Below are 20,380 nucleotides of genomic sequence, written 5' to 3' on the forward strand. Positions count from 1 at the left end.
CGCGACCTGACGCAATGAGGATTCGGCGTGCCTGCAGACTTGAAGTGACAACCTTTAAGTAAACGACAGCGGAGCAGTGTTATCCGGCGTAGTCGCCATAAGCGAATCAATAGAAGTTGGTTCGCTTACATCCGACGTCGTTGCGACGATTCCGTTGACGCTATCAATAAAGGCATCCTGCGCGGCGACCGGTTCGGCGCCATTATTCGCTCCGGTCAGGTCGACTGGCGCATGAAAATCACCGCCGCCGCCGCCGCAACCACCCAAGAGCAGGGACAGGAGGAGCCCTGAACCAAGACCAAGCAAGATTTTTTTGGTAATCATGATGGCGGCTCCTTAATTACTGCCAGGCAGCGGTGTGTTTAAATACGGAAACGCTGGCTGGAAGGTCGTCGCATCATTACGCACACCGTCGGTAAATGCCAGACCACCAGCCGCTGCGTCACTCGGCTTACATCCTACACCCAGCGTATCGGTTGCCCCAGTCAGCACACACAATGCGCCCATTGCCACACGTACGGATAGATCAACCACGTCATCTCCGGGACGACGGCCATTTGGGAACCCTGCGTTATCTCCACCAGCTACGCCAAGCGCATTTTGGGTGGCCCTAGGTGTTGGAGCAATTGCGGTATTCAGACGCAGCATTTCGCTGGCTTTCACATTTGCCGGTTGGTTGACGCCTTTGATACCCGTTAAGAACGCCGCCACCAGGTCGGTCCGCGGAAAGTTTGTCGGCGCCAAAGCGGACGGAAATAACGTCTGTATTAGCGCAGGAAGCGAAGGGTTTGTGACGTAACCGGCAAACTGCTTGTCAGCGCCAGGTCGGGACGCATTGAAACGATCCTTATCTTCCAATCCAATCACGACTTCATTGACCAATGGCATTCCCAGCCTTGACACCTGGGCCCACGGGCCACCTTCTTTCACGGCGTTATTGTTTCCACTTGCCGGATTCGGATTGATCAATCGGCCTTGGCGAACGCTTGCGGTTGTAAAGCCCCCAATAACTGGCTCAGTGCCATTAGTTAAGCAGGAAACCGGCACTTCCATAGCCAGTGAACTGATATTTTTACCGGCAAGACTGTTAGGGGTACCGGTTTCTGGCCCTAATGGATTAAGGTTAAACAGGTCAAATATCTTGCCGACGGCGATGTAAAATGATTCCTGACGCTGACCTACGAAGACCCGACCGTTGCCGCATCCAGGGATCGCCACGTTATAAATATGCTGGTTCGCATAAGTTGTATAACCTGTCGCGCTGCCGAATGATTTGTCACCGATATTATCAACTGGCTTATCAAACACCTTAGCACCGTTAGCGGCATTGGTGACCGAGCTCACCGTGCCAACCCTACGGTCTCCGCGCACGATGTCCACAGTGTAGGTTTCACGCACATTTAAGGCAGCCGGATTAACCCCGCTGATAACACCAGAATTGATAAGCGGAATAAGAGTAGGTTGCCCCCCAACAGTCAATGCGGTGCGTTTGGAGGTATTCGTAAATTTAAAGCGAAAGGTAATATTTTCTTTACTGCCGCCGTCATTAACGACACTGATTTCGTATAGCGCATTGGCATCAAACTGATAGAAATTCGGCCCACCCTGAGGGTCCTGAAATGGAATGTAATTTGCGACCAGCGTTACATAGTCCTGCCTGCCTGGCTCGTAACTTCGAAACATATAAAAATCGGTGCCGTCGACCTTTGGCTGACCGCTGATAAATGGGGCTTCGCGATGACTAGAGGCGGCGGCGGGCAAACAAATGATTGCACTAATTGCTGCTCCTATGGCGACTGTCGCTACTTTTTTGCTCAGGAATGCTTGCATGACATGATCCAATCGTAGTAAAGGTGCTGGGGACATGAGGCTCGAATCGGGGCTTTGAAGTGGTTCGCAGTCACAGAGAAGTGAAAGCCGAACGCGATTTACATAATCAATATAAGCGGCATAGTAACGCCGGTCAAGATAAATGTTGTCATTTATACTTCAGTCCAAATTTCCGTCGTTGGGGGTATTGTCGTGCCGCAATTTTTTGACTTGTCGCCTCATTATGCATGGCGACGACACTCAACGCGACGCTGGCGTTGTATGCGTTACAGGCCACAGCGAGAAAGGTTGCGCGGCATCGCTCTGCACGCCGTATGATGCGCCGCGGCGCAAGCCTTCATGACAACCGTACACGACTGAAAAGTAGAAAAAAATCTAGCAACTGTTTGCGACTGAATTTATTGCGCAGCAAGCCATGGCCTTGCTTGTCCTGAGCGTGAAGTTAAAAGCTGTGCTTGCCAAGATCAATGCCAATGAGCGTAATGCTATCCATGAGAGCCTCCAAAATGAAAACACCCTGTTAGCGTAAACCGCTTTCAGGGTGAGGGGGACCATCTCATTAAGCCCCGACTAGCAGGGCTTCAAAGTATGCTGGTTACGCTAGTAACTTTTAGTTTATTTAGCTTCCATCAGTGCCACGGTGGTATCCAACATGCGGTTCGAGAAACCCCACTCATTGTCATACCAGCTCGATACTTTGACCAGATTGCCAGACACTTTGGTCAGCGTTGAATCAAAATTGGAAGACGCTGGGTTGTGGTTAAAATCAACCGACACTAACAGCTCAGTGTTGTAAGTCAAGATACCCTTCAACGCACCTTCCGATGCCTCTTTCAGGATGGCATTGACTTCATCGACGGTTGTTTCGCGCGCAGAAACAAATGATAGATCGACCAGTGAGACGTTGATGGTCGGTACGCGAATTGCGAAACCGTCCAGCTTACCGTTCAGCTCTGGCAAGACCAGACCAACCGCGGCAGCAGCGCCGGTTTTGGCCGGAATCATGCTCATAGTCGCCGAACGTGCACGGCGCAAGTCTTCGTGATAAACGTCAGTCAACACTTGATCGTTAGTATAAGAATGGATGGTTGTCATCAGACCATTCACAATACCAATTTTGTCATTCAGTGGCTTAGCCAAAGGTGCCAGACAGTTAGTGGTGCATGATGCGTTTGAAATGACAGTATCTGTCGATTTCAACACATTGTGATTGACACCAAAAACGATAGTCGCATCGACATCTTTACCGCCTGGCGCCGAGATGATGACTTTCTTTGCACCGCCGTGGATATGCGCGCTGGCTTTTTCTTTGGTGGTGAAAAAGCCCGTGCATTCCAGAACGACGTCGACGTTCAGGTCGCCCCATGGCAATTCGGCAGGATTACGTTGCGCGAACACTTTGATGCGGTCGCCGTTGACGACAATGGCGTCACCGTCCACCGTAACAGTACCGGGAAACTTACCGTGGGCTGTATCGTATTGTGTCAAATGCGCGTTAGTTTTTGGATCGCCCAAATCGTTGATGGCGACGATTTCGATGTCGTGCTTTTTGCCGCCTTCGTAATGTGCACGAAGGATGTTACGGCCGATGCGGCCGTAACCATTGATTGCAACGCGAATAGTCATGCTTTTCTCCTAAGGTATGAACAATAATTTAATTGAGGTAATCATAAATACTCACCATCATTTGACTCTGCTTTAAAACTGAATTAATGCTGAATTAAATTCTTCGTTAGTCCTGGATTTCTATTGCAACCACAGCGAGTGTCATCAAGACAAAGCGTACCAAGCAAAGTGGTTCCAAAAAAAACCCACCGAAATTAGCACTCAATTAACGCGGATAGTGCGCCAACCGTAACCAACTTCCTGCATCTCCAGATCATCCCACTGAAAGGTTTGCTCGGTTAGCAATTCCGCGCCTAGTTTGGTATAAAACTGTCGTGCAATCTCGTTTTGAGCCAACACCCACGCCAGCATATTCCCGGCCCCGGCACTGGCCAAAGTGGTCGCCACATGTGCGACCAACCGACGACCAATACCAGCGCGCTGGACAGATGGAATCAGATAGATCGCGGTGAGTTCACTATCAAAGCCCAGTTTAGGTTCGGCCAGCGTCATGCCCGCAGCAAATCCGACAATCTCACCATTTATTTCTGCGACAAAAACACATGCGGCATCGGAGGCAGCTTGCAATATACGGGTCCAGATTGCGGTGCTCTGGTCGACTTTCATACCGTCCAGATAGGCAACTGGAAGGATGCCGCGATAGGTCGTGCGCCAGCTATCGATCCGAACAGCCGCAATGACTGCGGCATCGGCAACGGTTCCGCGACGCACCAAAAAATCACCAACTATGTTGGTGAAATCAGCGACCTCGTCCACGTCGGTAACATTAACTACCTTAGAAAGGTTTTTAGTCTTCTTTTTATCCACGCTCATGCCAGCGTCAGTTTGACTTTAGCGACCACATTTTCGACGGTGAAGCCAAAGTGCTTGAACAAAACGCCAGCCGGGGCCGACTCGCCGAAGGTGTCAAGGCCGACCACTGCGCCCTCAAGACCCACATACTTGTACCAGCCTGAAGTAACGCCCGCTTCAATCGCTACACGCGGCAGGCCATGCTCAAGAACGCTGGCTTTGTACGCTGCTTCCTGACGATCAAAAACGTCCGTGCTTGGCATGGAGACCACGCGTACTGCAATGCCTTCTGCGGCCAAAACGTCAGCCGCTTTGACTGCCAGTTCTATCTCAGAGCCAGTGGCGATGATGATACCCTTCGCGCCTTTGGCGTCTTTCAAAATATAACCACCCCGCGCAATATTGGCAATCTGTGCAGCGTCACGTGGCTGAAACGGCAGATTCTGACGCGAGAAAATTAATGTACTTGGGCCGTCATGGCGTTTTACTGCGTAACCCCACGCTACCGCTGACTCAACGGTATCGCATGGACGCCAGTTGTCCAGATGTGGAATCAGGCGCAGGCTTGATACGTGCTCGACCGATTGATGGGTCGGCCCGTCTTCACCAAGACCGATTGAATCATGCGTGAAGACAAATATCGAACGAATCTTCATCAAGGCCGCCATACGCAACGCGTTGCGGCTGTAATCGGAAAATGTCAGGAACGTTGCGCCGAAGGGAATGTAACCGCCATGCAGCGTGATACCGTTCATCATCGCGCTCATACCGAACTCGCGCACACCATAATTGATATGGTTACCCGCTACGTCGCGGCGTACGGCCACGCACTCTTTCCAGTTGGTCAGATTAGAACCTGTCAAATCGGCAGAACCTCCAAGGAACTCAGGCAGCACTTGCGCCAGCGCCTGAATCGCATTTTGACTCGCTTTGCGGGTCGCTATGGTTTCTTGCTTTTCTACACAGGTGGCGACGTAAGCGCTCAGCGTCTGGTCAAAATTGCCCGGCAACTCACCCTTCATGCGGCGAATCAGTTCGGCCGATTGCGCTGGAAATTCAACAGTGTAAGCCGCGAACAACAAATCCCACTGGGTTTCAAAGCGCTGGCCTTGTACTTTGGCATCCCATGCGCTGTAGACGTCTTCAGGAATCTCAAACGGTGCAGAAGTCCAGCCCAATGCTTCGCGCACGGCAGCGATTTCTTTATCGCCGAGTGCCGCGCCATGGACCTTATCGGTACCCGCGAGATTTGGTGAGCCTTTACCGATGACCGTTTTGCAGCAAATCAACGTTGGCTTATCGGCTAACTTGGCTTGATGAATGGCAGCATTGACCGCTTCGACATCATGACCGTCAACGCTGCGAATCACATTCCAGCCGTATGCTTCAAAGCGCTTTGGGGTGTCATCCTTGAACCAGCCTTCAACATGACCATCGATTGAAATACCGTTATCGTCGTATAACACGATCAACTTGGACAAGCGCAACGTGCCGGCCAGTGAGCAGGCTTCGTGCGAAATACCTTCCATCAGACAGCCGTCGCCCACAAAAGTGTAAGTGTAATGATCGACAATCGGAAAAGCTGGTTGATTGAATTCTGCCGCCAGCAATTTTTCTGCCAATGCCATACCAACCGCGTTGGTCAAACCCTGACCCAGTGGGCCGGTAGTAGTTTCAATACCTGGCGTGACGTCCAACTCTGGATGACCGGGCGTTTTTGAGTGCATTTGACGGAAGTTACGCAGTTCATCCATCGGCAAGTCGTAGCCGGTCAGGTGCAGCAATGCATATTGCAGCATCGAACCATGGCCATTCGAGAGCACAAAACGATCGCGATTAATCCATTTTGGATTAGCAGGATTATGGCGATAGTGCTTTGCCCACAGCGCTACTGCGATTTCTGCCATGCCCATAGGCATGCCTGGATGGCCAGAGTTAGCTTTTTGTACTGCATCCATTGCCAAAGCGCGGATCGCGTTGGCCATCTTCGAAGTCGGGAGTGTGGAGGTCATGGTTTTTTACGGTTAGGCAATAATTGATTGTGCGAAGAAGGAACAAACGGTGGCACCCGCTCATTGCAGATCGCGAACGGGTGCTGCACTGTTCGCGCATAGTCTGCGTGGATCGTAAACGGGTTCTTAAAAGTCTGCATCCAAAGAGTTGGCACTAAAGCGCAACATTTTACCAAAATGCTGCCCTTAACGCTGAATTTACGTGTCGAGGGCGTAGTTGACCTTGGGGGCTTGTTGCAAATTTGGAAAGAAAGCCGAAATCTGCTTATTTTCCCCTGCATTAGCCGTTGCCTGTAAACTTGTGTTCGGCGGGCACAATCTTTCTTCGGCAAGGTGGGCTCCGCCATTTATCCGAGCCTACGCGTCACGAGAAACAGGGCCGCAATTTACATCGATCAAAATGGCGAATTAACGGATATTCCGTCATACTGCCTTTTCTCTTAAAAGATTAATTGCCAGTTAATGGCTTGAGCCGCTCATATTTATACTATTACAAAGCCTATGCCGCGTTTTTACATCCCCAATCCACTTGAAATTGGTATCACGGTGACGCTACCCGAAGCGGTGGCACACCATATCAATGTGTTGCGCTTACCGCTCGACACGCCCGTTACGCTATTTAATGGCAGCGGCGGCGAGTTTATTGCGACTATTGCCAGCCTGGAAAGAAAACGGGTTAGCGTTGAGGTAAAGACGTTTTCACCGCGAGAAGCCGAATTGCCCTACGCCATCACGCTGGCCCAAGCCTTACCCGAATCGTCAAAACTGGACTGGATCATCGAAAAAGCCGTTGAATTAGGCGCTGCCGGAATTCAACCGTTATCAGCCCAACGCTGTGTCGTGCGGCTTGCGGCGGACCGGGTAGAGAAGAAGCAGGCGCACTGGCAGGCGGTGATTATTTCGGCCGCCGAGCAAAGCGGCCGCAATCGGTTGCCGCATCTGGCGCCGCTAACCTCTCTCAGCGATTGGCTCGGGCAGAAGGATTTACATAAGCGAATTATCTTGTCGCCGCGTGGCGAAGCCTCGTTATCAGACTGGGCACGCCATCAGCCGCCGCAATCGGTTGCGTTATTAATCGGCCCGGAAGGTGGCTTTACCGATGCAGAAGAAAGCGCCGCCTGTGCTCAGGGAGCGTTAATGCTGTCTATGGGGGCACGTATTTTACGCACAGAAACAGCGGGCCTTGCCGCGTTAGCCGCACTGAATGCAATCTGGGGTGAAATGTAACGCAGGGTGAAGTACGCTAACTATTTAATGCGGAACATATAAAACATGTCAGATATGTCTGTCCTGCCGTGCATCTGAGGAGGGCCGACCAGCCTAATAGCAGTAAATAGGCTTAGTAAGCGTAAAATTGGATGCGGGGGTACAACCGATGCCTCTGCATATCCTGGTATCGTTGTCCTGAAAAATGGTGGCACTAATCACTAATCAGTACTCACGACTCATGGGCGATCGACGATACTTGTTAACGGTAATTTAGTTCGATGGTCGCACGCGCTTTGATTGCATACATTAACAGTTTATTGCATTAAAGCCGCTACCCCCGCTAAATAGTTCTATATTGAAAAATACGACCATCTCAATATTCTTACCCCGTATGTTAGCGATTATTTTTAAGGAGAAATCATGGGACTTTTTGATAGTGTACTTGGCGCGATCAGCGGTAATCAAGGGCAGTCGGCGCAGGCAAGCGACCCTAAAGCAATGCTTATACAGGCTGCATTGCGCATGCTGACCAGCCAATCCGCTACCGGCGCGACAGGCGCCACCGGCATCGAAGGTGGATTAAGCGGTCTGCTGGGTAAATTACAGGCAGCCGGGCTCGGTGATGCGGTGAGTTCATGGATTGGCAATGGTCAGAATCAGGCAATATCGCCGGCTCAGGTACAACAAGCACTGGGCGGCGGGCATCTTGAGCAACTCGCTCAGGCAACCGGACTTTCAGAAAGCGAAACCGCTAGTCATCTCTCTGAAATCCTGCCGGGACTGATTGATAAATTAACGCCAAATGGGCAGATACCCGACGCTGGCGGCGGTTTAGCGGGTATCGAGAGTATGCTTGGTGGATTTCTCGGTGGAAACAAGACTACTTAACCTCAGGAGTGAGATACCGGCTCAGATACCGGCTCCCTCCAGTCGTTCGTCGGCGACCGGTGCGGCAGGCGGTCTGCGGCAGCCAGTGTGTTGCAGGACATCTGCCGCAGTTAATTATCTTTTTTGTGCGACTTATCTTGAAATAAAGGCAAGGAACAGCCAACCAATCGAACGGTAGGTGAGAGATGCGACGCGAAAGCATCTATAATCTACGGTTTTGCAACATCTATTGCGGTCACTTCCATGAAGGTATTTCGCGGACTTCCCAACGCTGAGTCGCGTGCACCATGCGCGCTATCTATCGGCAACTTTGACGGCGTTCATCGCGGCCATCAGATTCTACTCGCCCACGTTCGTAAGGCGGCGACGGAATTAGGCATTGATGCTGCCGTCATGACGTTTGAACCCCACCCACGCGAATTTTTTGCAGAGCATTCTCAATATCCTGTCATCTTGCCAACACGTGTCGCCAACTTACGTGACAAGTTGCAATCTTTGGCGCAAGCCGGGATTGATCGCGTGATCGTTGAGCACTTCAACGCACATTTTTCTGCGTTGTCGCCGCAGGACTTTATCGAAAAAGTCCTCGTGCAAGGCTTGCATATTAAATGGTTGATGGTCGGCGAGGACTTTTGCTTTGGTGCGCGTCGGGCAGGAAACATTGTCACGTTGATTGAAGCGGGCAAAAAGTATGGCTTCCAGGTGGAGACGCTATCCAATGTCATGAATGCCGGCACCCGCGTCTCCTCGTCAGCTGTACGTGCAGCGCTGGCGGATGGCGATTTTTCTGCGGCGCGGACGCTCCTGGGACATCCCTACTCCATCTCTGGACATGTGGTGCATGGCCAAAAACTCGGACGCACGATGGGCTTCCCCACGCTGAATTTGAACGTTCACCATAAACAGCCTGCGTTGTCGGGGATATTTGTAGTGCGGGTGCATGGACTGTCCGAGTATCCTGTGCCCGCCGTTGCCAGTATTGGCACGCGTCCCACGGTCGACAAAAGCGGGCGTGTCCTGCTGGAAGCCTTCTTGCTCGACTATAGCGGCGACTGTTACGGAAAAATAGTGAAGGTGGAATTTTTGAAAAAATTGCGGGACGAAGAGAAGTACGTTGATGTACCTACATTATCCATAGCCATCGAACGCGACGTTGAGAATACGCGAGATTACTTCCGCCAGCACGATAGCGCTGCGACTTCTGCGACGGATCGAATTTGAAGCGCGCCACCCGCCCAAGCGCCTACGCGCATCCAGTTGTGCTAAGCGCTTACACAAACCGTTTGCGCACTAAAAATAGTGCAAATTAGTGCAGTAGCAATATTGGTGCAGTCCAGATGCAGTCCAACCTGACCGCCACTTTGCCGCAGACACCCACCGAATTCAATTGAAGAAAACCATGTCCGATCAGCCAACCCAAGCACCGAAGCCAGAAAATACCAAAGCCCCAAAAGCCGCAAAGCCGCAAAGCAAATATCCCGTTAATATGACCGAGACTGCTTTTCCGATGCGCGGCGATCTTGCCAAGCGGGAGCCACAATGGGTCAAACAATGGCAAGATAAAAAGGTCTACGAGCGCATTCGTAAAGCGTCCAAAGCGCGCCCTAAATTTATTTTGCATGATGGCCCACCGTATGCAAACGGCGAGATTCATCTGGGTCACGCCGTGAACAAGATTTTAAAAGACATGATCGTCAAAGCACGCAATATGGCTGGCTTTGACGCGCAATATGTCCCGGGTTGGGATTGCCACGGTATGCCGATTGAAATTCAGATCGAAAAAAAATACGGTAAAAATTTGCCGGTAGCAGAAGTGCAGGCCAAAGCTCGCGCCTACGCCAACGCGCAAATCGACCTGCAGCGCAAGGACTTCATCCGTCTTGGCGTATTGGGCGAGTGGGACAATCCCTACAAAACCATGAACTTCAGTAACGAAGCCGATGAGTTACGCGCGCTCGGTACGATATTAGAAAAAGGTTACGTCTATCGCGGCCTGAAGCCGGTAAACTGGTGTTTCGATTGCGGTTCGGCATTGGCCGAAGCTGAAGTCGAATATCAAGACAAGCGCGATCCTTCTATCGACGTCGGCTTTCCGTTCGCCGAGCCTGAAAAACTCGCCTCTGCATTTGGTCTGGCAGCACTGCCGCTTGAAAAAGGCTACGTGGTCATCTGGACGACCACGCCCTGGACCATTCCGTCTAATCAAGCGCTCAATGTTCATCCTGAAGTGGAGTATGCATTAGTACAAACTGTGCGCAACGGCGAACCGATTTTGCTGATTCTGGCGCAAGATCTGGTCACCGCTTCGCTTGAGCGTTTTGGGCTCGAAGGGTCCGTCATTGCCACCTGCAAAGGTGCGGCATTGTCACTGATCAGCTTTAAACATCCGCTGGCGGGCGCGCATCCCGGCTATGACCGCTTGTCGCCGGTTTATCTGGGCGATTACGTTACTACCGATAGCGGCACCGGTATCGTTCACTCGGCACCTGCTTATGGTATTGAGGATTTTATCTCCTGCAAAGCGCATGGTTTAAAGGACGATGACATTATCAGCCCGGTCATGGGCGACGGACGCTACGCGTCATCGCTGCCGCTGTTCAACGGCCTGACTATCTGGGAAGCATCCAAACCCATCTGTGCGACGCTGGAAGAAGTCGGCGCGTTATTCAAGCTGGAAATGTTTGATCATAGTTATATGCATTGCTGGCGTCATAAAACCCCGATCATCTACCGCGCCACGTCGCAATGGTTTGCCAGCATGGATAACCAGCCGAACGATGGCGGCGAAAGTCTGCGCAAGACGGCGATCCGTGCGATTGAAGAAACGTCTTTTTTCCCGGCATGGGGCAAAGCGCGCCTGCATGGCATGATCGTCAACCGGCCCGACTGGACACTATCCCGCCAACGCCAATGGGGCGTTCCGATGGCCTTCTTCGTACATAAAGAGACAGGTGACCTGCATCCACGCACGCCCGAATTGCTCGAGCAAATTGCGCAGCGCATCGAACAGGGCGGCATCGAAGCATGGCAGGCGCTGGATCCAAAAGAACTGCTCGGCGATGAGGCCGACCTCTACACCAAAAACAAGGACACGCTGGACGTCTGGTTTGACTCCGGCTCAACGCATCAAACCGTGCTACGCGGTTCACATCATTTGCAATCGCAGTTTCCTGCCGATCTGTATCTGGAAGGCTCGGATCAACATCGCGGCTGGTTCCATTCGTCACTATTAACTTCGTCAATGCTGAACGGCCGTGCGCCTTATAAGGCGTTACTGACCCACGGGTTTGTGGTGGATGGCGAGGGAAAAAAGATGTCAAAGTCGTTAAAGAACGGCATCGAACCACAAAAAGTATCTGACACGCTCGGCGCAGAAATCCTGCGTCTCTGGGTTGCGTCTAGCGACTATTCTGGGGAAATCACGATTTCTGACGAGATTCTGAAACGTGTCACCGAGTCATATCGCCGGATTCGTAACACACTGCGCTTTTTGCTGGCAAATACGTCGGACTTCAATCCGCTGACCGATGCTGTGCCGATCGCCGAACTGTTAGAGATTGACCGTTACGCGATCGCCAGCATGACCCAGTTGCAAGTCGACGTGTTGCAGCACTACGAGGGCTATGAATTTCATCCTGTGGTATCCAAACTGCAGATGTATTGCTCGGAAGATCTGGGCGGTTTCTATCTGGATATTCTGAAAGATCGCCTGTACACCGGCGGCGTGACTTCACACGCGCGGCGCTCGGGCCAAACGGCAATGTGGCACATCACGCAAGCCTTGTTGCGCCTGATTGCCCCGACATTATCGTTTACCGCCGAAGAAGCATGGTCGTTCTTCGCCAGTAAAGATGCCTATGCAGAAAGCGATGAGACGATCTTCACGCAAACCTACTACACGCTTCCAGTGATCGACGGCGCTGCGACACTGATCGAAAAATTCAATGCATTGCGGGTATTGCGCGCCGACGTTACCAAACGCCTGGAAGAGGTTCGCGCCGCTGGCGGCATAGGATCGTCCTTGCAGGCTGAGGTGGAACTGAAGGTCACCGCGGGTAAATACGCATTGCTCGACAGCGTGGGCGACGACCTCAAATTTATTCTGATCACTTCAGCCGCGACCATCACCGAAGTTGCCTCGGACGCCGACGAGACCATTGTGGTGACACCTTCAACACAACAAAAATGTGAACGTTGCTGGCATTACCGCGCAGATGTCGGCAGCCATGCGGACCACGCCGGACTATGCGGTCGTTGTGTCACCAATTTGTTTGGCAGCGGCGAAGACCGTCATTTCGCCTGATCGTCCCTTTGAAACGAGGCCTAAGCCAACTCCGCAGCGCGACCTGAAATCCATTGTCGTTCAGGTCGCATTTTTCTGCGCTGCGCTGGTCCAACTTATTGGGCAAACTTATTTTGCACACTTAGTCGGCACACCTAGTAATTTTAGTTGGCAGGTAAGCTAATTTACACCGGCACCACTCTTTTTTGTCTGCTGAAAAACCATTTATGGCTACTAAAAAACGTTCTGCACCTTCCCGCTCACAGTCTTCCTCCCGGTTAAGCGCAGGGTTACTGCCCTGGCTAGGGATCGCCGGGTTAGTTATTTTGCTCGACCAGTTAACCAAGGTTACGATAACGCGCATGTTCAGTTACGGCGAGTCGCATCCGGTGACAGCTTTCTTTAATCTTGTTCTGGTGTACAACCCGGGCGCGGCGTTTAGCTTTTTGGGTTCTGCTTCAGGCTGGCAACGCTACTTTTTTACCGGGATCGGATTAGCGGCTGCAATTTTCATTGTTTTTCTACTTAAACGCCATGCAGGGCAGCGCCTGTTTTGTACTGCGCTGGCGTTAATTCTGGGTGGTGCACTGGGCAACGTAACCGATCGTATCGCTTACGGACACGTTATCGATTTCATCGATATCTACGTCGCGCGCTGGCACTGGCCAGCATTTAACATCGCCGACAGCGCGATTTGCATAGGCGCCGTATTGTTTGTTATTGATGAGCTGCGTCGGGTTAATAAGTAGAAAAGCACGTAAGCCAGTAAATAAGTGATTAAGTAAGCAACCAGCGTATTTTTGTAGTGTTTTAACCGGGGGTAACGATGGATCTCACTGGTAAAAAAATTGTTCTTGGCTTGACCGGCGGCATCGCCTGCTATAAGGCGGCAGAATTCACGCGTGCGCTAATCAAGGCCGGGGCGACGGTGCAAGTCGTCATGACGCAAGGGGCACTGCAATTCATTACGCCGATTACGATGCAAGGACTATCCGGACTGCCTGTTTTTACCGACCAATGGGATGCACGTATCGGTAATAATATGCCGCACATTGATCTGACCCGTGACGCCGACGCCATCGTGATTGCACCTTGTTCGACTGACTTTATGGCCAAGCTGGCGCATGGCGTCTGCGATGACTTATTGTCGACCCTATGCGTGGCGCGGCAGGCAACACTGCCGTTAATGATCGCGCCTGCTATGAACGTCGAAATGTGGCAAAACCCTGCAACCCAACGTAACGCCAGACAGTTGCGAGAGGATGGCGTCCGGTTGCTGGGGCCCGCTGCAGGCGAGCAAGCTTGCGGAGAAGTCGGTTTAGGTCGTATGCTTGAGGCTGATCAGCTGCTGGAAGAAGTCATCGCAGCATTTCAGCCCAAGACGCTAACAGGCAAACACGTACTACTCACCGCCGGGCCGACCTTTGAGGCAATTGATCCGGTGCGCGGCATCACCAATCTATCGTCCGGAAAAATGGGTTACGCCATTGCGCGCGCGGCACGTGAAGCCGGTGCGGAAGTTTTGCTGGTTTCTGGACCAACTGCATTACCGCCCCCTTACGGCGTGCGCCGCATCGATGTCCTCAGTGCGCAGCAAATGCATGACGTTGTCTTATCGCATGCGGCGGGTCAGGATATTTTTGTGGCGGTTGCCGCGGTCGCGGATTGGTACGTTGCCAACGCCAGCGACCAAAAACTCAAAAAGAACGCTGACGGTGACACCCCCGAATTAGTATTCGCACAAAATCCCGATATCCTTGCTGCCGTTGCTTCGCTACCTCTGCACCAGCGTCCCTACTGTGTAGGCTTTGCCGCAGAATCTGAAAACCTGCTGGAATACGCCGAAGCAAAACGTCAACGTAAAAACGTACCTCTGCTCGTGGGTAATATCGGTCACGATACATTTGGAAAAGATGAGAACCAACTGGTGCTGTTTGACGTCAAAGGTCATAGCAGTTTACCGCGCGCGAACAAACTGCAACTCGCACGTCAGTTAATTGCAGAAATTGTGTCACGTCTTGGTTAAGTGATTTACTGTGACTGGTCGCACGTGGGTGGACATCCTTGAGTGGACATGCCGTACGACTTAGTTAGGTCGATTGAATAAGTAGGGTTGTGATGCGCTAGCTTGACGTCGTTTTACCCGCTTTTTTCGATTAATTTCTGGTGCTGTCGCTCTCAGAGCGGCTTGTCGGACTGAACAACAAACGCTGCGAGAACATAACGGCAATCCGATCTCCATCGATGCATCATCGCCGTTCTAGCCCAGTTTTTCATCCTTAAGGCTGACACCTTCTTCAACAGATTAATAAATTTATTTTATGAAAACAATAGACGTAAAAATCCTTGATCCGCGCATGCAGGATCAGTTACCCGCATATGCAACAGAAGGCAGTGCCGGCCTCGATTTGCGCGCTTGCCTTGATGCTCCGTTGACCATTAAACCCGGCGAAACCCACCTGATTCCAACCGGTCTGGCAATTTATATTGGCGATCCTTCCTATGCGGCGATGATTTTGCCACGCAGCGGCCTCGGACATAAGCACGGCATCGTACTCGGCAATCTGGTCGGCTTAATTGACTCTGACTATCAGGGTCAATTGATGGTATCGACCTGGAATCGCGGCGACACTGAATTTATTTTAACCCCTATGGATCGGCTTGCACAACTCATCATCGTGCCAGTTATGCGCGTGGGCTTTAACGTGGTGGCTGATTTTGACAACAGCGAACGCGGAACAGGTGGCTTTGGCAGTACGGGCAAACACTGATGGAAATATCTATGAAAGCAATCAATTCTCGACGGTGGTTTTATGTAAAACGTTATGCCGCGACACTTCCCGTTTTATTGCTAGCGGCTTGTGCCACGCAAGAACCCGAAATGCCAGCGCCGATCGCAAAGGCGCCAAGCGCAGGAAAAGCCTACATAGCCCCCCGTCCGGTCAAGGCCCCGACCAATCCCCAAGAATCGGAACTCCGCGCAATCGTGACACAACAGGATCGCCTGTATAACGTCGCCGCGCCGCTATTAGTCAGCAACGCCGACCTGTGCCGCAATAATGCGCGCAACCTTCTCGGCTTTACCGCAAAAACAAAATTTTCCTATTCAACAGAATTTATCGAGGCAGCGCAGACTTCTCTGGGCCTGTCCGATCAGCTTCAGGTGACCGGCGTATTAGCTGGCAGTGGCGCCGCCCAAGCGGGCGTAAAGCCCGGCGATCTGCTGTCCACGATCCAGGGCAAACCGGTTACCACCGGACCAAACGCCGAGCGACTGGCCGCGTTAATGCTAGGGCCGCTGGTCAACCGCAATGTGGCGATTGACCTGGGACTGGTTCGAAAAGGGAACAACGTTGACCTCAAGGTACTCCTCACGCGTGCCTGTGCCTTTGGTATCGAACTGGGAAACACCGAGAACGTGAACAGTTTTGCCGATGGGCGCCGCGTGCTTGTGACGTCTGGAATGGTGAAGTTTGCCAAAACCGACGATGAGCTGGCGTATGTCATCGCACGCGAGATGGCGCATAACTCCCTGATGCACGTAGTCAGACAACGCATGACCGCGACCATGAGCGGAATTATCGACAACCTGATACGTGTGCGTCCGGATACCAGTTCATTATCAGGTGGCGAAGGCGTCAAACCCTACACGCAGCAACTGGACCTCGCCGCAGACAAACTGGCGTTATACATGGTGGCGCGCGCAGGCTACAAGATAGACACCGCAGCCGCGTTCTGGCAGCGACTGGCAACCCAATATCCCGTCAACGTAACCAACGGCCACACCGCCATCCATCCTTCGACCTCGGCCCGCATGGACCTCATTCAAAAAACCATAGCGGAGATCAACGCCAAACAAGCAATCGGCGGTAATCTAATGCCGTAAGTAGAGCATAGCGCCATATCTGTAGCGTGCCAGCAGTGGGCGCGCTGCAGACGTAAACATCTTGGAAATATATCCGGTGTAAGCTTGGGGTTGGGTTTTGTTCGGCCATGCGGTGAATATAAATTTAAGGATGTTAATGGAGCACCAACGACGTTGACCCGTTTGGGTTGGTTCGGTTAGTCGATAGCTAAAACGGTTAGTGCTCCGTGGAGGCTGGCCGGGAGTGGCCCGGCGGCCAGTTACTTGTTTCTTGCTTCGGCTAGGCGCCCCCGCAGAAAAAGTAACCAAAAAGAAGGCGACCGCAGAGGTGCTGCCCTCCCTTTGGTCGGGTACCCGATTATTTCGACTATCAGGCGGGTCGAAATACCAACTCGCTTCGCAAACATGTATTCCGACAATTCCCGACTGACAGCCGAAATAACCGGCAACGCCTATGACGGGTTAGCTCAACAACAACCGCAACTGCCGCAGCCTTGTTAATTGGAGGGTTGCTTGTCTTGGCGATTAAGAGCCGGAATAGATTAGTACCTCTCTCATTGTCGTAGTTGCGGTCCTTGACGTTGCGGTTGCGGTTGCCGTTGCCGTTGCCGTTGCTGTTGCTGTTGCTGTTGCCGTTGCCGTTGCCGTTGCCGTTGCCGTTGCCGTTGCCGTTGCCGTTGCCGTTGCCGTTGCATTGCCGTTGCATTGCCGTTACCGTTTTAATTACGGACCACCCGATCAACCGTCCAATCGATCAATCGAACCAAAACAATAGCACCTCACAAAAAATATAATGCCATACCGCTGAATATCAATAAACCCAAGAATTTCGCTAATTTATCAAACAAAACCCAGCACAAAAAAAAAGCCCACCTCACCAAAGTGAACGTGGACTTTTTTTAAAAATACTTCTTACCCTACCTCATATCATTTACGATATTCATCATAGATGAATAGGCTGGATAGCCCCCAAACCTACTCCACTTCCACCGTCTCCTGCGGCGTAGCAGGCTTATCCGGATTTTTAGCAGGAAACTCCAGTTTAATCTGATCCTGCTCATCCAGATCAACCGTCACCCGCCCACCAGAGACCAGCTGACCAAACAACAATTCATCAGCAAGCGCCTTGCGGATCATATCCTGAATCAACCGAGACATTGGTCTTGCCCCCATCAATGGATCAAACCCCTTCCGTGCCAGGAACTTACGCAAGTTCTCAGAAAAGACCGCTTCTACTTTCTTCTCGTTGAGTTGTTCCTCAAGCTGCATCAAGAATTTATCCACCACCCGCAGAATAACGTCCTCATCCAGTGCACGGAAACTGATGATCGAGTCAATACGATTGCGGAACTCCGGTGTGAACATCCGCTTGATATCCACCATCTCATCACCGGCTTCTTTCTTCTCGGTGAAACCGATGGTCCGTTTCTGTAAACTTTCCGCGCCTGCATTAGTCGTCATGATAATGATCACATTGCGGAAGTCTGCTTTGCGCCCATTATTGTCTGTCAGCGTGCCGTGATCCATCACCTGCAACAGAATGTTGAAAATGTCCGGATGGGCTTTTTCAATTTCATCAAGCAGTAATACCGCATGCGGCTTCTTGGTGACAGCCTCGGTCAATAAACCACCCTGATCGAAGCCGACGTAGCCCGGTGGAGCACCAATCAATCGACTAACCGCATGACGCTCCATGTACTCTGACATATCGAAGCGAATCAAATCGATACCGAGGATAAATGCCAATTGTTTTGCCACTTCGGTCTTACCAACCCCGGTAGGACCCGAAAACAAGAACGATCCAATCGGACGATCAGTCTTACCAAGGCCAGCGCGCGCCATTTTGATTGCCGATGCCAACGCGTCAATCGCGGGATCCTGACCAAACACGACATTGCGCAGATCGCGATCTATCGTCTTCAGCTTGGTACGATCATCCTGATTAACCGTTTGCGGTGGAATACGGGCGATCTTCGAAATGATATCTTCGATCTCCGTTTTTCCGATGGTTTTCTTTTGCTTAGACTTTGGCAATACGCGTTGCGCAGCGCCCGCCTCATCAATCACGTCAATCGCTTTATCGGGCAAATGACGATCGTTAATAAACCGTGCTGCCAATTCGGCTGCCGTGGTCAATGCAATCGCAGAATATTTAACGCCGTGATGCTCTTCAAAGCGCGATTTCAAACCACGCAAAATCTGCACAGTTTGCTCAACTGTCGGCTCGTTGACATCAATCTTCTGGAACCGGCGTGATAACGCATGATCCTTTTCAAAGACACCGCGGAACTCGGTATAAGTGGTCGCACCAATACATTTCAACTGGCCGCTAGACAAGGCTGGTTTCAATAGATTCGACGCATCCAGCGTACCGCCTGATGCCGATCCGGCACCGATGATAGTGTGGATTTCATCAATAAACAGAATGCCGTGTTCGCTGTCTTTCAACTGTTTGAGCACCGCCTTCAAACGCTGCTCAAAATCGCCACGATATTTGGTACCGGCTAGCAAAGCACCCATATCTAATGAGTAGACGATTGCATTACTCAAAATTTCAGGCACGTCACCCTGCGTGATTCTCCAGGCCAGTCCTTCTGCGATAGCGGTCTTACCAACTCCCGCTTCACCGACCAGCAATGGATTATTTTTGCGGCGACGGCATAAAGTCTGAATTACCCGCTCGACCTCAAACTCCCTGCCTATCAACGGATCAATCTTGCCCTCAAGCGCTAACTTATTAAGGTTCTGCGTAAATTGGTCTAGTGGACTTTCTTTTTGCTGACCTTCCGGCTGCACTTCTTCCACACTCTCGGAAGATTTCTGCGCATCGCCGATCTGATCCTTGCGCACACCGTGCGAAATGAAATTCACGACATCCAGACGGGTCACGCCCTGCTGATGCAAGTAATAAACGGCGTGCGAGTCTTTCTCGCCAAAGATCGCTACCAGCACGTTTGCGCCGGTCACTTCCTTCTTGCCGTTAGATGCGGACTGTACGTGCATAATCGCACGTTGAATCACGCGTTGAAAACCGAGTGTCGGTTGTGTGTCAACCTCGCCAGAGCCAGGGACGGTCGGCGTGTTATCGCCGATAAAAATCGTCAACGTTTTACGCAGATCCTCAATATTGCCAGCACATGCTCTTAATACCTCGGCCGCTGATGGATTATCCAGCAGTGCCAATAGCAGATGCTCAACAGTGATGAACTCGTGCCTTGCTTGTCGAGCTTCAACAAACGCCATGTGCAAACTTACTTCCAGTTCCTGCGCAATCATGCTTCCTCCATCACGCATTGCAGGGGATGTCCTGCTTTTCGCGCGTGCGTTAATACTAGTTCGACTTTTGTCGACGCGATATCTTTCGAAAACACCCCACACATACCTTTGCCTTCGCGATGCACCTTAAGCATAATGTGCGTCGCGTTTTCTCGGTCCTTGTTGAAATACTCTTGTATCACAGCAACGACAAATTCCATTGGTGTGAAATCGTCATTCAACAAAAACACCTGGTACATAGGGGGCGGCTTGAGCTTTTGCTCTTGTCGCGTCGCTACCGTTCCATCTTCGTGCTTAGTTCCCATGCGTGTATTCTAAATCGTCCATGCGAATGTGCGGCAAAACACTGCGAGAAATTGCTCGATACCCTGAATTGGCATATCGAATTAAATCTCAATTAATTTAATAGTACGCGTTTTCTTCTTGTAGTGCAGATGACGTTACAACGACGGAATTCAAGGGCGCTCCTTTGAAGAAAATCATGCTCTAAATGAATGCATGCGTGATCGAAACAAACACTTGACTTTTAATTATTTATATAAAACAATAAAAATTATTGGTTGAGTTGTTCTTGTGAACAAAATGGGCGAGTCAAGAGGC

At 51.3% G+C, this 20,380-nt stretch carries 16 protein-coding genes and 1 pseudogene; 8 read left to right on the forward strand and 9 right to left on the reverse strand.

Translation table 11 applies throughout. The features are described 5' to 3' along the window. Positions 1 to 54 precede the first annotated feature (54 nt). The 6 genes and pseudogenes from HAV38_RS08430 to tkt all read right to left on the reverse strand — a co-directional run bounded on the left by HAV38_RS08430 (position 55) and on the right by tkt (position 6,260). Complete coding sequence (locus HAV38_RS08430; RefSeq protein ID WP_168054370.1) at positions 55 to 324, reverse strand: hypothetical protein; 270 nt, start codon at positions 322 to 324, stop codon at positions 55 to 57. Between the two features lie 12 nt (positions 325 to 336). Further along, positions 337 to 1,830, reverse strand: a complete 1,494-nt coding sequence (locus tag HAV38_RS08435; RefSeq protein WP_168054371.1) for a DUF4331 domain-containing protein — start codon at positions 1,828 to 1,830, stop codon at positions 337 to 339. A gap of 308 nt (positions 1,831 to 2,138) precedes the next feature. Then, positions 2,139 to 2,323: pseudogene (locus HAV38_RS21870) on the reverse strand (IS110 family transposase); the annotation flags it as partial. Positions 2,324 to 2,445: 122 nt separating this feature from the next. Beyond that, entirely contained in the window at positions 2,446 to 3,456 is a 1,011-nt protein-coding gene (gap, locus tag HAV38_RS08440) for a type I glyceraldehyde-3-phosphate dehydrogenase (protein WP_168054373.1), read from the reverse strand. 201 nt (positions 3,457 to 3,657) lie between these two features. Further along, positions 3,658 to 4,269 (reverse strand): GNAT family N-acetyltransferase, encoded by a 612-nt coding sequence (locus HAV38_RS08445; RefSeq protein WP_168054375.1) that lies wholly within the window; start codon positions 4,267 to 4,269, stop codon positions 3,658 to 3,660. Beyond that, complete coding sequence (tkt, locus tag HAV38_RS08450; protein ID WP_168054377.1) at positions 4,266 to 6,260, reverse strand: transketolase; 1,995 nt, start codon at positions 6,258 to 6,260, stop codon at positions 4,266 to 4,268. The genes HAV38_RS08445 and tkt overlap by 4 nt, the downstream gene beginning before the upstream one ends. Before the next feature lie 501 nt (positions 6,261 to 6,761). Here tkt and HAV38_RS08455 point away from each other — a divergent pair. From HAV38_RS08455 to HAV38_RS08490, 8 genes are all read left to right on the forward strand, one after another. After that, a complete protein-coding gene (locus tag HAV38_RS08455) occupies positions 6,762 to 7,487 on the forward strand; it encodes a 16S rRNA (uracil(1498)-N(3))-methyltransferase (protein ID WP_168054379.1) in 726 nt (241 codons plus the stop codon). Positions 7,488 to 7,889: 402 nt separating this feature from the next. Beyond that, a complete protein-coding gene (locus tag HAV38_RS08460; RefSeq protein WP_168054381.1) occupies positions 7,890 to 8,357 on the forward strand; it encodes a YidB family protein in 468 nt (155 codons plus the stop codon). A 243-nt stretch (positions 8,358 to 8,600) separates the two neighbouring features. Then, on the forward strand, positions 8,601 to 9,578 hold the full coding sequence (locus HAV38_RS08465) for a bifunctional riboflavin kinase/FAD synthetase (protein ID WP_168054383.1): 978 nt from the start codon (positions 8,601 to 8,603) through the stop codon (positions 9,576 to 9,578). A 178-nt stretch (positions 9,579 to 9,756) separates the two neighbouring features. Next, entirely contained in the window at positions 9,757 to 12,660 is a 2,904-nt protein-coding gene (ileS, locus tag HAV38_RS08470) for an isoleucine--tRNA ligase (protein ID WP_168054385.1), read from the forward strand. Between the two features lie 206 nt (positions 12,661 to 12,866). Beyond that, the gene (lspA, locus tag HAV38_RS08475) at positions 12,867 to 13,388 is read left to right on the forward strand and encodes a signal peptidase II (protein WP_168054387.1); all 522 of its coding nucleotides are present in this window, start codon (positions 12,867 to 12,869) and stop codon (positions 13,386 to 13,388) included. 77 nt (positions 13,389 to 13,465) lie between these two features. Continuing rightward, on the forward strand, positions 13,466 to 14,665 hold the full coding sequence (gene coaBC, locus HAV38_RS08480; protein ID WP_168054389.1) for a bifunctional phosphopantothenoylcysteine decarboxylase/phosphopantothenate--cysteine ligase CoaBC: 1,200 nt from the start codon (positions 13,466 to 13,468) through the stop codon (positions 14,663 to 14,665). A gap of 295 nt (positions 14,666 to 14,960) precedes the next feature. Next, positions 14,961 to 15,410 carry a dUTP diphosphatase gene (gene dut, locus HAV38_RS08485; protein WP_168054391.1) on the forward strand — a complete coding sequence of 150 codons (450 nt, stop codon included), beginning with the start codon at positions 14,961 to 14,963 and terminating at the stop codon, positions 15,408 to 15,410. 11 nt (positions 15,411 to 15,421) lie between these two features. Beyond that, complete coding sequence (locus tag HAV38_RS08490) at positions 15,422 to 16,525, forward strand: M48 family metallopeptidase (protein WP_168054393.1); 1,104 nt, start codon at positions 15,422 to 15,424, stop codon at positions 16,523 to 16,525. Between the two features lie 349 nt (positions 16,526 to 16,874). Here HAV38_RS08490 and HAV38_RS08495 read toward each other — a convergent pair whose 3' ends face one another. The 3 genes from HAV38_RS08495 to clpS all read right to left on the reverse strand — a co-directional run bounded on the left by HAV38_RS08495 (position 16,875) and on the right by clpS (position 20,085). Beyond that, positions 16,875 to 17,210, reverse strand: a complete 336-nt coding sequence (locus HAV38_RS08495; RefSeq protein WP_168054395.1) for a hypothetical protein — start codon at positions 17,208 to 17,210, stop codon at positions 16,875 to 16,877. A gap of 269 nt (positions 17,211 to 17,479) precedes the next feature. Then, positions 17,480 to 19,780: an ATP-dependent Clp protease ATP-binding subunit ClpA gene (clpA, locus tag HAV38_RS08500; protein WP_168054397.1), complete on the reverse strand. Its 2,301-nt coding sequence runs from the start codon at positions 19,778 to 19,780 to the stop codon at positions 17,480 to 17,482. Further along, on the reverse strand, positions 19,777 to 20,085 hold the full coding sequence (clpS, locus tag HAV38_RS08505; protein ID WP_168054399.1) for an ATP-dependent Clp protease adapter ClpS: 309 nt from the start codon (positions 20,083 to 20,085) through the stop codon (positions 19,777 to 19,779). The genes clpA and clpS overlap by 4 nt, the downstream gene beginning before the upstream one ends. Between the last annotated feature and the right edge of the window lie 295 nt (positions 20,086 to 20,380).

This window comes from Glaciimonas immobilis (assembly GCF_011947285.1).
GTDB lineage: Bacteria > Pseudomonadota > Gammaproteobacteria > Burkholderiales > Burkholderiaceae_D > Glaciimonas > Glaciimonas immobilis.

What these genes read in the sequence shown, in the direction of transcription:
- HAV38_RS08430 (WP_168054370.1), bottom strand. Translation starts at nt 324, where the DNA reads ATGATTACCAAAAAAATCTTGCTTGGTCTTGGTTCAGGGCTCCTCCTG.
- HAV38_RS08435 (WP_168054371.1), bottom strand. Translation starts at nt 1,830, where the DNA reads ATGCAAGCATTCCTGAGCAAAAAAGTAGCGACAGTCGCCATAGGAGCA.
- gap (WP_168054373.1), bottom strand. Translation starts at nt 3,456, where the DNA reads ATGACTATTCGCGTTGCAATCAATGGTTACGGCCGCATCGGCCGTAAC.
- HAV38_RS08445 (WP_168054375.1), bottom strand. Translation starts at nt 4,269, where the DNA reads ATGAGCGTGGATAAAAAGAAGACTAAAAACCTTTCTAAGGTAGTTAAT.
- tkt (WP_168054377.1), bottom strand. Translation starts at nt 6,260, where the DNA reads ATGACCTCCACACTCCCGACTTCGAAGATGGCCAACGCGATCCGCGCT.
- HAV38_RS08455 (WP_168054379.1), top strand. Translation starts at nt 6,762, where the DNA reads ATGCCGCGTTTTTACATCCCCAATCCACTTGAAATTGGTATCACGGTG.
- HAV38_RS08460 (WP_168054381.1), top strand. Translation starts at nt 7,890, where the DNA reads ATGGGACTTTTTGATAGTGTACTTGGCGCGATCAGCGGTAATCAAGGG.
- HAV38_RS08465 (WP_168054383.1), top strand. Translation starts at nt 8,601, where the DNA reads ATGAAGGTATTTCGCGGACTTCCCAACGCTGAGTCGCGTGCACCATGC.
- ileS (WP_168054385.1), top strand. Translation starts at nt 9,757, where the DNA reads ATGTCCGATCAGCCAACCCAAGCACCGAAGCCAGAAAATACCAAAGCC.
- lspA (WP_168054387.1), top strand. Translation starts at nt 12,867, where the DNA reads ATGGCTACTAAAAAACGTTCTGCACCTTCCCGCTCACAGTCTTCCTCC.
- coaBC (WP_168054389.1), top strand. Translation starts at nt 13,466, where the DNA reads ATGGATCTCACTGGTAAAAAAATTGTTCTTGGCTTGACCGGCGGCATC.
- dut (WP_168054391.1), top strand. Translation starts at nt 14,961, where the DNA reads ATGAAAACAATAGACGTAAAAATCCTTGATCCGCGCATGCAGGATCAG.
- HAV38_RS08490 (WP_168054393.1), top strand. Translation starts at nt 15,422, where the DNA reads ATGAAAGCAATCAATTCTCGACGGTGGTTTTATGTAAAACGTTATGCC.
- HAV38_RS08495 (WP_168054395.1), bottom strand. Translation starts at nt 17,210, where the DNA reads ATGCAACGGCAATGCAACGGCAACGGCAACGGCAACGGCAACGGCAAC.
- clpA (WP_168054397.1), bottom strand. Translation starts at nt 19,780, where the DNA reads ATGATTGCGCAGGAACTGGAAGTAAGTTTGCACATGGCGTTTGTTGAA.
- clpS (WP_168054399.1), bottom strand. Translation starts at nt 20,085, where the DNA reads ATGGGAACTAAGCACGAAGATGGAACGGTAGCGACGCGACAAGAGCAA.